12 protein-coding genes are annotated in these 12,153 nt (G+C 66.3%); 6 read left to right on the top strand and 6 right to left on the bottom strand.

Annotated features, from left to right (window positions below; translation table 11 throughout):
- Positions 1–7: 7 nt before the first annotated feature.
- On the bottom strand, positions 8–580 hold the full coding sequence (locus IEY68_RS04905; protein WP_229718618.1) for a WKL family lipoprotein: 573 nt from the start codon (positions 578–580) through the stop codon (positions 8–10).
- Between the two features lie 8 nt (positions 581–588).
- Complete coding sequence (locus tag IEY68_RS04900) at positions 589–939, bottom strand: hypothetical protein (RefSeq protein ID WP_058855479.1); 351 nt, start codon at positions 937–939, stop codon at positions 589–591.
- A 126-nt stretch (positions 940–1,065) separates the two neighbouring features.
- Between IEY68_RS04900 and IEY68_RS04895 the strand changes: the two genes are divergently transcribed.
- Genes IEY68_RS04895 through IEY68_RS04885 form a run of 3 tightly spaced genes read left to right on the top strand, consistent with a single transcriptional unit; the run spans position 1,066 to position 3,481 of the window.
- The gene (locus IEY68_RS04895; RefSeq protein ID WP_058855480.1) at positions 1,066–2,133 is read left to right on the top strand and encodes an NHL repeat-containing protein; all 1,068 of its coding nucleotides are present in this window, start codon (positions 1,066–1,068) and stop codon (positions 2,131–2,133) included.
- Positions 2,133–2,399: a DUF5703 family protein gene (locus IEY68_RS04890; protein ID WP_058855481.1), complete on the top strand. Its 267-nt coding sequence runs from the start codon at positions 2,133–2,135 to the stop codon at positions 2,397–2,399. Before IEY68_RS04895 ends, IEY68_RS04890 begins: the two co-directional genes overlap by 1 nt.
- Positions 2,396–3,481 (top strand): quinone-dependent dihydroorotate dehydrogenase, encoded by a 1,086-nt coding sequence (locus tag IEY68_RS04885; RefSeq protein ID WP_082681438.1) that lies wholly within the window; start codon positions 2,396–2,398, stop codon positions 3,479–3,481. The genes IEY68_RS04890 and IEY68_RS04885 overlap by 4 nt, the downstream gene beginning before the upstream one ends.
- A gap of 13 nt (positions 3,482–3,494) precedes the next feature.
- Here IEY68_RS04885 and IEY68_RS04880 read toward each other — a convergent pair whose 3' ends face one another.
- Complete coding sequence (locus IEY68_RS04880) at positions 3,495–3,872, bottom strand: hypothetical protein (RefSeq protein WP_063916231.1); 378 nt, start codon at positions 3,870–3,872, stop codon at positions 3,495–3,497.
- Positions 3,873–4,242: 370 nt separating this feature from the next.
- On the opposite strand from IEY68_RS04880, the gene IEY68_RS04875 reads away from it, so the two are divergent.
- Complete coding sequence (locus IEY68_RS04875) at positions 4,243–5,742, top strand: carbohydrate kinase family protein (protein ID WP_058855483.1); 1,500 nt, start codon at positions 4,243–4,245, stop codon at positions 5,740–5,742.
- Positions 5,743–5,976: 234 nt separating this feature from the next.
- On the top strand, positions 5,977–7,809 hold the full coding sequence (locus IEY68_RS04870; RefSeq protein WP_058855484.1) for an AMP-dependent synthetase/ligase: 1,833 nt from the start codon (positions 5,977–5,979) through the stop codon (positions 7,807–7,809).
- A 47-nt stretch (positions 7,810–7,856) separates the two neighbouring features.
- Here IEY68_RS04870 and IEY68_RS04865 read toward each other — a convergent pair whose 3' ends face one another.
- From IEY68_RS04865 to IEY68_RS04855, 3 genes are all read right to left on the bottom strand, one after another.
- Positions 7,857–8,384 (bottom strand): YbhB/YbcL family Raf kinase inhibitor-like protein, encoded by a 528-nt coding sequence (locus IEY68_RS04865; protein ID WP_058855485.1) that lies wholly within the window; start codon positions 8,382–8,384, stop codon positions 7,857–7,859.
- Between the two features lie 21 nt (positions 8,385–8,405).
- Positions 8,406–9,719 carry a M20/M25/M40 family metallo-hydrolase gene (locus tag IEY68_RS04860; protein WP_058855486.1) on the bottom strand — a complete coding sequence of 438 codons (1,314 nt, stop codon included), beginning with the start codon at positions 9,717–9,719 and terminating at the stop codon, positions 8,406–8,408.
- A gap of 314 nt (positions 9,720–10,033) precedes the next feature.
- Complete coding sequence (locus IEY68_RS04855; RefSeq protein ID WP_058855487.1) at positions 10,034–10,927, bottom strand: Sco1979 family transcriptional regulator; 894 nt, start codon at positions 10,925–10,927, stop codon at positions 10,034–10,036.
- Positions 10,928–11,695: 768 nt separating this feature from the next.
- Here IEY68_RS04855 and IEY68_RS04850 point away from each other — a divergent pair.
- On the top strand, positions 11,696–12,151 hold the full coding sequence (locus tag IEY68_RS04850; RefSeq protein WP_058855488.1) for a hypothetical protein: 456 nt from the start codon (positions 11,696–11,698) through the stop codon (positions 12,149–12,151).
- Positions 12,152–12,153 lie beyond the last annotated feature (2 nt).

The following is a 12,153-nucleotide window of genomic DNA, read 5'->3' as shown; positions in this document are numbered from 1 at the left end:
GCCCCGCCTAGCCGCAGGCCGCGGTGCGGTAATCGGCCGAGCGCAGGATCCCGCACAGATCGGTCCGCGACAGCTTCCACGAGCCGTCGAGGAAGATGAAATGCACCACCGTCGTACGGACCGCGTTCCCGGAACCGTCCTTGTCCAACCGCAGCGTCGCCGTGACCGTACCGTCGTGGTTGTCGAACACCGGGTCGGTCACCCCGTACACCGCCCGCGGATTATCCTGCAACGCCTTGTACATATCCGGGATCGCCTGGGTGAACGCCTCCCCGTCCTCGATCAGCGCGACGCGCTCCGAATCCGGCAGCGCCGGGTCCAGCGCCCGTTTGATCTGCCCGTCCAGCTCCGCCGCCGTCGGCAGTGCCCGCGCCGCCAATGCCCGCGACGTCGCCGATGCGGACGAGGTCAACGCGGCCTTCGCCGACGACCGCGCCGCCGCCACCGCCTCCTCGTCGACCCCGGACCCGCAGGCGCTGACCGATACCGCCGCCGCGAGCAGAATCGCGAGTGACATAAATCCGGCGCGCACTCCGCGCACCAGCCGGAAAACAGGTGTGTACCGCATCACGTCCTGCATACCATCATTCACTGCATACCCTCGATCACCGACCCGATCCGGGCCAGCAACGCCCGCACGGTCGGAACATTACGGCCCCGCGGCGGCGGCTCGGCCGCGGGGAGCAGATCACGCACCAGCGCCACCACACTGCGCCTGTCGTCGAGATCGGTATCGGTGACATGGGTTTCCGCGATAGCGACCACATCCTCGGGACCCGGTACCTCCTCCGGATCCAGGTCCGGCCGGTACACCTCCAACCGCAGCGTCGCCCGCACCGTGCGGAACGCGAACGACCGCCCGTCACCGGTACGACCGAATCCGTGCGCGAACGGGCCCGTGGTCACCTCGTCGGCAGAAAAACCCGGCACCTCGTGCATCGTCAACTCCTGACCTCCGCACCATCTGATTCGTACGGTAACCCGGCCCACAGCGGAGCCCGGCTGCCGACACCCCACATACCCCCCTGCCACCACAGCCAATCCTCGTCGTGATCAGATAATCGAATGCAGCATCGGTCGTTTCCGGACACAGCGCGGCGGGTCCGGCGCCGGAAACCACGCGTAACCGTCGCCGCGGTATTGCTCGCCGCCGTTGTCCTGCTGACCGGCTGCTCCGGTGACTCGGAGCCCGGCCCCGGCGACGTACCCACCCGCGAACCCGCGGCCCCGGCCGTCTCGCCGCTGGTGGCCACCACACCCGCCGGGCAGATCCTGCCGGCCCCTACCCGGCTCACCGCTCTCGTCAGCGATGCGGGTAGCGGCAATCTCGCGGGACTCGATACCACCGGAACCACCCTCACCCTCTTCACCCCGGCCACCGAACCGCCCACCACTCATCAGGTGCGGCTCCCCGCACCCGCCGCCACGATCGCAGCGGGGACCCCCGGTGAGATCCTCGCGGCCACCGACGGCGCGATCCTGCGCGTCGACGCCGCGACCCGGGCCCTCACCCGTATCCCTGTCGACGGCGATCTGCGCAGTGTGCGGTCCCGCCCCGACGGCACACTGATCGCCGGGACCGCGGACGGCCGCATCGTGGTTCTCGACCGGGCGGGCGGTGTCCGGCAGACGGTGTCCGGTCTGGTCTCCGCCGACGCCATCGCCCTTACCGGCGACACCCTCGCCGTACTGGACCGCCGCCAGACCCTGCTCACCGAGATAGCGCCCGGATACGAGCGACTCGGGCTCGCGCTGCGGGCCGGAGCCGGAGCCGCGAACCTCGTCGAAGCCCCCTACGACCGGGTAGTGGTCACCGATCCCGACAGCGGCCAACTCCTGGTGTTCACCACCGATCCCCTCGTTCTGCGTCAGCGCTACCCGGTAAGATCGTCGCCTTACGCACTTGCCTACGACCGGCGTTCTGACACCGTATGGGCGACGTGCACGCAGAGCAACGAAATCGTCGGCTACGACCTGTCGACGGGAACACCGCGCGAGGTGGGCCGGTACCCCACCGTCCGGCAGCCGAACGCGGTCACCGTCGACGACGCAACCGGCGATCTCTACATCGGCTCCGCGACCGACCCGGGTCTGCAGCGCATCCCCGCGGACCAGCGCAAGAGAGGGCAGTGATGGCATCCACTCGACGTGCAGCGACCTCGCGCACCGTGCTCCCGGCCGGCTGGGACACCAGTGGCGACGATTACGAATACATCCCCCTGCGCCTGCCTCCCGACGTCACCCGGGTGACCGCCTCGATGCGGCTGGCGATCCAGGCCGAATACGGCGGTTGGGAACTCTCCCGCGTCCGCGCCTACACCGACGGCAGCCGCCGCGTACTGCTGCGCCGCCGCAAGACCGCGCTCACCAGCCCCGCAGGGCATACCGCGGAGCTATGAGCGTGCTTTATCGACTACTGCTCCGCGTCATGTTCCTGCTCCCGCCGGAACGCATCCACCGGATCGTGTTCGGCGCGATCCGCGCGGCCACTGTCCTCGCCCCCACCCGGGCCCTGCTTCATCGCCTGTTCGGCGTGGACGACCCCATCCTGCGCACCACCGCCTTCGGTATCGAGTTCTCGGCGCCGCTCGGTCTGGCCGCCGGATTCGACAAGGACGCCACCGGAGTCGACGCCTGGGGCGCCCTCGGCTTCGGATTCGCCGAGGTCGGCACCGTCACCGCCGCCGCCCAGCCCGGTAACCCGCAGCCCCGCCTGTTCCGGCTCCCCGCCGACCGGGCCCTGATCAACCGGATGGGCTTCAACAACCACGGTGCAGCCGCGGCAGCCACTCGGCTGCACCGCCGGAAGACGACCGTGCCGATCGGCGCGAATATCGGCAAGACGAAAGTCGTCGACGCCGCCCACGCCGCCGACGACTACGCCACCAGCGCCCGCCTGCTCGGACCGCTCGCCGATTTCGTGGTCGTCAACGTCAGCTCACCCAACACGCCGGGACTCCGGGATCTGCAGGCCGTGGAATCGTTGCGCCCCGTCCTCGCTGCCGTCCTCGACAGCGTGCAGGTACCCGTTCTGGTCAAAATCGCGCCCGACCTGTCCGACGAGGACGTGGACGCGGCCGCTGATCTCGCGGTGGAACTCGGCGTCGCCGGAATCGTGGCCACCAACACCACCATCGGCCGCACCGGCCTCGCCAGCGCCCCCGAGGAAATCGACGCGATCGGGGCGGGCGGACTGTCCGGTCCGCCGGTGGCCGACCGCGCCCTGGAAGTACTGCGGCGGCTGTACGCCCGGGTCGGGGACCGGCTGGTCCTGGTCTCCGTGGGCGGTATAGAAACCCCCGAGCAAGCCTGGGAACGTATCCTGGCCGGCGCCTCGCTACTCCAGGGCTACACCGGGTTCATCTACGGCGGCCCGCTGTGGACACGACGTATACACCGGGGGATCGCCGCACAGCTGCGCGCCGGTGGTTACCGCAGCCTGGCCGACGCCGTCGGCGCCGGCCACACCGCGCACCGCTGAACCGACCGGGACCTCACGCGGCGGAACCGCTGCGGATCGCGCCGGGGTCTTCCCGGTACGCCGGGCCCGGCGCGATCCGGTCGTTCATGAACTGCGATTCCAGCAGCCGGGCCTCCACCCGGTTCGCCAGCAGTACGACCACCTGCTCCCATACCATCCCCAGCAGATCCACCGATGCGACGGCACGGGCCAGCGCTGCCTCGTCGTGCACCAGCGCGGGATCGGACAGGGTCTCGTCCACGGTCATGCCCGCATAGGCCTGGTCGAACGACAGATCGCGGCCGGGCAACCAGCTCAACCGCCACCGGGACCCGTGCCGGGTCTGCGCACGTTCGGCGAATTCGGGGGAGATACCACTGGTCATCAGCCAGTCGGTGATATGGATGGTCACAGCTGCCTCCTCGGGGGGCTCGGCAGCGAGACCGGACCGGAGAAATCGGCCGGTGCGGCATCGCTGCCGTCAGGGACGACGAATCGGCGTGGGCGCTCAGCGCGCCTTCGCGGAGGATGGCTCCGGATCCGCACTCACACGATCGATACCTCGTCGCGCCTCGTATCGTCGGCCTCCGGCCAGGGATTTCCGCACTGCGATCACCAGGCCCTCCCGTTCCTCTTGATCGAGGGAAAAACTCTCTTCAAGTCTGTCATTTGACACGTAATCGGTCAATGCAGATGTCAAACGCCCTTTGCACTATGGTTATTGCCAATATCGAACGGGTCGAAACCCCGGGCGGCGACGGAACACCAGGAAGGCGTGCCACATGGTCCCCCACGACGACACGGCGATCGTCGCGATCCGAAATATCCTCACCCGGCTCTGCAAACGCTCCGGCCTCAGCGTGGACCGGCTACGGACCACCGAGATCGATACAAGCCCCCTCCTCGACCTGCCCGTCGTGAAGCGGTACGCGGAGGACCACAGCCTCACCCGTCTCCAATCCGTCCTCCCCGTGGTGCGCGAGCACGCTCGCCGACTGCCACCCACGCATCGCGTGATCACCGACGCCGAATTGTCTCTGGGACTTCTCCGAGAAACCGGCGAGGCCGAGATCGATCCGTCCGCGCTCTACTCCCAGGACCTCGGAGCACGCCGCGAATACCTCTCCGCGCACTGGCGCCGGCTGCACGAACTCGCCGCCGCAGACCCCATCCCACCCGCTCCCACCGTGCGTTCTCTGCGCGCCACCCCGGAACGCCGTGCCTTCACGGCATTGGCCGCACTTCTGGTCACCGGCACAGTTCACACCGACGACCGCTACGGTCGCATCCCCGACCGAGCGGGAACGGGAACACTCACCGTCATCGGCGACGCCGTGATCGACCATGTCTACCAAGTGGACACCATCCCCGACGCCCGCGGTTTCGCCCGCGGGCGCTTCACCGCGAACCCCGGCGGCAAGGGCCTGAACTGCGTCGTAGCCGCGGCCCGCCTCGGAGTAGATGTCCGATTCATCACCTCGGTCGGCGATGACGAGAGCGGCAGGCGCATCCTCGACTACCTGCGATCCGAGAACATCGATACGTCGCTGGTGAAAGTGGTGCCGAACGCGGCCACCCCGATCACCGCTCTCATCGTGAGCCGCACCGGGATCACCGGCACCATCGCGTGCACCGATGATCGTATTCGGCTGACCGATACCGAACTCACCGCCCCGCTCGTCCGATCCGCCCTCACCGACACCGATGCAGTCCTGATCACCCTCGAACCTCCACTTCCGGTGATCGAACAGGCACTGGCAACAGTCCAAGCCTTAGCGGACCGGCCACCGGTGCTCGTGACCTCGGCGAAGGTCGACACCCCGCAGGTCCTCTACCGGTACCTGTCGGCTGTCGACTACTTGATCGGATCCGTTCGCGAACTGGACTATCTCGTCCCGGAGGTGCCCGCGCGCTCAGGCCCCCACATCGCGGAACAACTGCGCATGCTGGGCGCCCGAGCCGTCTGTGTCGTCGAAGACTTCGGCTGCACCGTACGCTCCGACCGGCTGGCACTCGATATTCCGCGCATGCAAGCGGCCGCGCTGACCGATATTCCGGGCTCACGGTCCGCCTTCGTCGGTGCTCTCATCTACCGCCTACTGTCAGGGGCCCGCGAGCGGGAAACGAAAGACCAGGCGCGAAATTTCGCGAACGAACACGACTTCGCCTGGGCGACCGCCGCCATGGTCGCGACACAATCTTTCGCCGGGGACATCCCGGGCACGATGCCGACGGTCGACGAGGTGGACCGAATCATCCGCCTGACCTCCGAGAAACACTGATCCCGGCATGCGCGCCACCAGGCAGCGACCGCCGGGCCCCGGCCGCTGAACACACCATCGAACGCCACGCTGCGGCCACCGGCAATCGGCTATAGGCGCTCACGCAGGCAAAACGCCGCACAAGACCCCGAACCCTCGGTAATATGATGTGATACACATCACTCTCGCGGCGGACCGTCTCCGACGGCACCGGTAGCACACGTGTCCGCGGCACACCCAGCACCGGATCGGATCATGACCACAGAAACCGCCTACCGGCACCGCACGGGCGCCCTCGTCGACACCGTGCCCGCGGCCTTCCAGCAGACTCTCACCCTCCGGCCCGACGCCGTCGCGCTGCGCACCGTCGGCGGGACCCAGCAGATCACCTGGCGTGAATACGGCGACCGGGTTCGCGTGCTGGCCGCCGGACTGTCCGCACTCGGGATACGCCGCGGCGACACCATCGGCGTGATGCTCACCAACCGCCCGGAATTCAACCTCCTCGATACCGCCGCCCTGCACATCGGTGCCACCCCGTTCTCCGTCTACAACACCTGCTCCCCCGAACAGATCGCGCACGCCTTCACCAACGCCGGAAACAAGGTCGCTCTCACCGAACAGCAATTCCTCGGCACCATCCGCGCCGCGGGCGTACCCCTCGAACACATCGTGGTCGTCGACGGGCCCGCGGACGGCGCCGGATCGCTCGCGGACCTGGAGAACAATCCCGATCCGGATTTCGACTTCGACACCGCCTGGCAGGCAGTCGAGCCGGGCGACCTCGTCACCATCATCTACACCTCCGGAACCACCGGCCCGTCCAAAGGTGTAGAGCTCACCCACCGTAATGTGCTCGCCCAGATCACAGCACTCAACAGCGGACCCATGGACGTCGGACTCGACGATCGCGCGCTGTCCTACCTACCCGCCGCACATGTCGCCGACCGTATCTCCGGGCATACGATCAACCTCGTCACCGGGATCCAGATCACCACCGTCCCCGACCCCCGGGAGATCGCCGCCGCACTACCGGACGCCCGGCCGACCGTTTTCTTCGGCGTCCCCCGCGTCTGGCAGAAGATCAAAGGTGGCGTCGAGACGAAGCTGGCGGCCGAAACCGGCGCCAAAAAAGCCATCGCCGACTGGGCACTGGCCACCGGAATAGCCGCCGCCAGAGCAGATCTCGCCGGTACCGGACGCGGACCGCTGCTGGACCTGCAACATCGTATCGCCGAGAAACTACTCCTCGGCAAGGTCCGCGGCGCACTCGGGCTCGGCGAACTGCGGGTCGCGTCCTCGGGCGCCGCCCCGATTCCACCGGAAACCCTCGAATTCTTCCTGGGCCTCGGATTCTGCGTCTCCGAGGTCTGGGGAATGTCGGAAACCAGCGGTGTGGCCACCTACACCGAACTGGACAGACCCCGCCCCGGATCGGTGGGACGACCGGTCGACGGAATCGAACTCCGCCTCGCCGAGGACGGCGAAGTGCTCGTGCGGGGCGAGATCGTCACCCACGGATACCGCGGCATGCCGGAAAAGACCGCCGAGGCCCTGGACTCCGAAGGCTGGCTGCATACCGGAGATATCGGCACGCTGGCGGACGACGGCTATCTCCGGATCATCGACCGCAAGAAAGAGATGATCATCAACGCGAGTGGGAAGAACATCGCTCCCAGCAATATCGAGAACGCGGTGAAAGCGGCGTCCTCACTTGTCGGGCAGGTCGTCGCCCTCGGCGAAGCACAGCCCTACATCACCGCGCTGATCGTGCTCGACGGCGATATGGCCGCTGTGCGCGCGAAGGAGATAGACGCGGCTTCGGCAGATATCGCGGATCTCTCACGCCGGCCCGAGATCATCGAGGATGTGCGTGCGGCCGTCGCGGCCGGGAACGCGAAACTGTCCCGGGTCGAACAGATCAAGAGATTCGTCATCGTCGACACGATCTGGGAACCCGGCGGTGAGGAGCTCACCCCGAAGATGTCGCTCAAACGAGTGCCGATCGCGACCAAATACGCGGAACGGATCGCCGGCCTCTACGCGGACCCGCCGCCCGAAACCGTGGTCGAGGTCCGAGCCCGATAACGCCTGTGGCCCCGGTGGATACCACCGGGGCCACCGAACGTAGCGACTCACTTCTGTTCGTAAGTACCTACCAGCACGGCACGCGCCAGCGTGTGCGAGAACAGATTGAACCCGAGGAAAGCCGGGGAAGCCTCCGGCGGAACCCCCAGCGAATCCACATCCACCGCGTGTACCACGATGAAATACCGATGTGGACCGTGACCGGCCGGTGGGGCCGCACCTACATACCCCGCGAACCCGCCGTCGTTACGGAGAGTCACCGCGCCCGAGGGCAGTTCGCCGCCCTCACTGCCGGCGCCCGCGGGCAGATCCGTCACCGAAACGGGGATATCCGCTACCGCCCAGTGCCAGAACCCGGACGCGGTCGGTGCATCGGGGTCGTAGACCGTCACCGCGAAGCTCTTCGTCTCCGCCGGGAAACCCGACCAGCTCAGCTGTGGTGACACATCCTTGCCGCCGGCACCGAAGACACCGCTCACCTGATCGTTGCTCAGGGACGCACCATCGGATACATCGGCGGAGGTCAGGGTGAAGGACGGTACCGAAGGCAGGGCGTCGTAAGGGTTGTCGGCCATGTTCTCCTCTTTCGAATCGGATCAGCTGTGCAACAGGAAGTGTTCCAGCACCTCGGTGCCGAATTCGAGCGCATCGACCGGAACACGCTCGTCGACACCGTGGAACAATGCCGCGAAATCGAGGTCCGGCGGCAGCCGCAGGGGCGCGAATCCGAAACACCGGATACCCAGATGCGCGAAGGCTTTCGCATCGGTGCCTCCGGAGAGCATGTACGGGACCGTCCGCCCCTGCGGATCATGTGCCAGGATCGCCTCGTTCATCGCATCCACCAGATGACCGTCGAAGGTCGTCTCGTAGGAGTCGAGTTTGGTGATCCACTCCCGCTCCACATCCGGTCCGATGAGTTCGTCGACCTCACGCTCGAAGGCCGCCTGCCGGCCCGGAATCACTCGGCAGTCCACCACCGCCTCAGCGGTCTGCGGAATGACATTCGCCTTGTACCCGGCATTCAGCATGGTCGGGTTGGCGGTATCGCGCAGGGTCGCGCCGATGATCCTGGAGATGGACCCGAGTTTCGCCAGTGTGCCCTCGATATCGGGGCTCTCCGGATCGAACACCAGCCCGGACTCCTCGGAGACCGCGGCCAGGAATTCCGCCACCGAATCCGAGATCACCAGCGGGAAGGTGTGAGTACCCAGACGCGCCACCGCGGCCGCCAGAATGGTGACCGCATTGTCCTCGTGCAGGAACGAGCCGTGGCCGGCCCGCGCCTTCGCGCGCAACCGCATCCAGCCGAGCCCCTTCTCCGCGGTCTCCACCAGATACAGACGACGCTCGGTGCCGTCCGGGCGCGGAACGGTCAGCGAGAACCCGCCGACCTCACCGACCGCCTCGGTCACTCCCTCGAAAAGGTCCGGCCGGTTCTCCACCAGCCATTGTGAACCCCATTTCCCGCCGTTCTCCTCATCGGCCAGGAAGGCGAAGACCAGATCTCGCGGCGGAACCGTCCCCTCGATCTTGAACTGGCGCGCCACCGCCAGCATCATCCCCACCATATCCTTCATATCGATCGCGCCACGACCCCAGACATAACCATCCTGCACGGCGCCGGAGAACGGATGCACACTCCAGTCCGCCGCCTGCGCCGGCACGACATCGAGGTGACCGTGCATCAGGAGTGCTCCGCGGCTCGGATCAGCGCCCGGCAACCGCGCGAAAACATTACCGCGGCCCGGGGCACCGGATTCCACGTACTCCGTGGTGTAGCCGGCGTCCTCCAGTTGCCGCGCCACCCATTCCGCACACTCTTGTTCGCCTTTGGTGGTCGCGAGATCGCCGGTGTTGGAGGTATCGAACCGGATCAGCGTGCTGACCAGCTCCACTACCTCCGCCACGGCACGAGAACGAGGGGAACCCGAATTATCACCAGTAGCGGCCACGTCCCCTTCCTACCATCTTGGGCGTCTTTGTTTCCTTTTGGATCGATCGCGCCGACGTAATACATTCTTAGATGCGCATATCTACGTATGAGCATTTTTAACTGGAGCATCGAGCTGGGCGGCCTGCGTGTTCGCCGGGATGTTCTACGAGAAACGACCGCGCTCCTGACAGGGAACACACTGGCCGGACAGGTGTCGACGCGCAGCTCCCCCGGCCTGCGCCGGCCCGGAAACTCGATCCCCTCCCCCGGACCCGGGCTCCGCGTACTTTATCCGACGGGCAACTCGGAGAGCACTTTACGTAGATAGTCCCGGCTCTCGCCGGGGGTGAGCGCAATAACGCTCAGCTTGTTCATAACCGTCATGTAGACCTCGACGTCCGGCTTCTTCTCCAGGTAGTGCGAGGTGGTGAGCTGCTCCATATAGACCATATCGGGCAGTTCGGGCTCCGGGAAGCGAAGGATGCTGAAGGAACCACCGGCCGCGGGATGCCCGCCCACCGAATAGGGCAGCACCTGAATCTTCACGTTGGGTCGATCGGAGACGGCGATGAGATGTTCGATCTGATCGCGCAGCTCCGGATAACCGTCGATCGGACGGCGCAGCGCGTTCTCATCGATCACCGCCCACAGTGTCGGCGCGGCGGAACGGCTCAGGATGTCCTGGCGGCGCATCCGCATCCCGACCCGGCGTTCGGTCTCGTCGTCGTTGCCCAGCGTGATCACCGAACGGGCATAGGACTCCGTCTGCAACAGACCCGGCACGAACTGCGCCTCGTAGGTGCGGATGGTCGTCGCGGCCTGTTCCAGGCCGATATAGGTTTCGAACCAGTTCGGCAGCACATCGTTGAACGGCTGCCACCACCCCGGATCGTTGGCCTTCTTCATCAGGTCGAGGTAGACGGCCAGTTTCTCGGGATCGTCGACACCGTAGAGCTTCAGCAGATCGAGCAGGTCGCGCTCCCGGAACCGGGTCCGGCCCAGCTCGAGACGGCTGATCTTGGCGTGCGAGCCGCGGATATGGTCACCGGCATCCTCGCGGCTGATCCCGCACGCCTCCCGCAACCGGCGCAATCTGCTGCCGAGCGAGATACGCAACACTGTCGGCCCGCGATCGGCTTCCGCCTGATCCGGGGGATCGGAATCGTCGTGCTCGTTTCTCATGGTCGCCTCTGGCCAGTTCGTGCTGTGCTGCATCGTACGGCGCCCGCCACCGCCGAACCGCACCGGTCGGCAGGCGATCTTACTCTCCGGTAGGCGGATATTCCGGTAACGCGCCCACCCTGGACGGGACCGGCAGCCGTCCGGCAACCGGCTGTCGCGGATATGTTGTTCGAATCCTACAGTGCCGCATACTCGTAGCATCTTCCTGTTTGCGCGCGGTATCAGGTTTCCTTGCGTAAACTCCCCCACAACACGACGTCCGGCTTCACCTGTACCGCGAAGACCTGGGGAGACGACACCCGATGACGGCATCGGTAGAGGGAGCGAGTACCACTGGAGTTGCGTCGAGCATAGCGCGTATCTCCCCCACTCGCGAAGGTGTCCCTGCCGGTCCCCGCGAGTCCGGCAACAATCACGCGAACCCGCGTACCGGAACCGTCCTCTCACGTAAGACGTTGGCCGACAACACTTTACTCATATCTTCACCGCGCCGGAACGTCTACGGGCCGATAGGGTGGTCCGCAGCCACCCGGAACCGGCCGTTACCGCCGAGGCAGCCCGATTCCACCGTGGATCTCGACGAACAGGACCCGACCGCGCGTATGTTCCACCGACCGCCGCACGACCCGCCGCGGATCGTTCCGCGACCGCCTCGCGCGGCATTCGGCGCCCGGCTCCCTTTCACGTAACGGTAATACCCGGATGAGCCCACTGGGAGCATCCGGGGCGGAAACGACCCTGCACACCGAAGAACAACGGAGGCCCGAAATGTCCGACGAAATCACTCCCACCGAGATCCGTAAGAAACTCACCGAAGTACTCGGCCACTCCAGTGTCGACCTGGCCACCTCCAAGAACGGCGTCAACTGGGCAACCAGTGCCTATTTCGCCAATCTCGACGAAGACCTCTTCCGGCTCACCCTCATCCTGGAGAACAGCGGCCGGACCCTCGATCAGCTCAGGGCCAACCCCAACGTCGGAGTAAAGGTCGTGCCGGGTGGGATCGCGGAACCCTTCGCCCAGGGGCTGGGCACGGTGACGCTGCGCGACGAGGCCGATCGCGACGAGACCTTCCAGGCCCTGTTGCGCAAGGAACCTCAGATCGAACCGTTCTTCGCCACCCCGGTCACTGCGATCGTGGTCGATATCGACTGGTGGCGGGTCACTCATCTGGGTGGCGGATGGCTGCCGGGCAAGGTACTCGAGCGCAACGCGGACGCCTGAGA

The organism is Nocardia jinanensis (assembly GCF_014645735.1).
Classification (GTDB): Bacteria; Actinomycetota; Actinomycetes; order Mycobacteriales; family Mycobacteriaceae; genus Nocardia; species Nocardia jinanensis.
The sequence above is the reverse complement of the archived record's forward strand: the minus strand, read 5'-3'. Positions and strand labels throughout refer to the sequence as shown.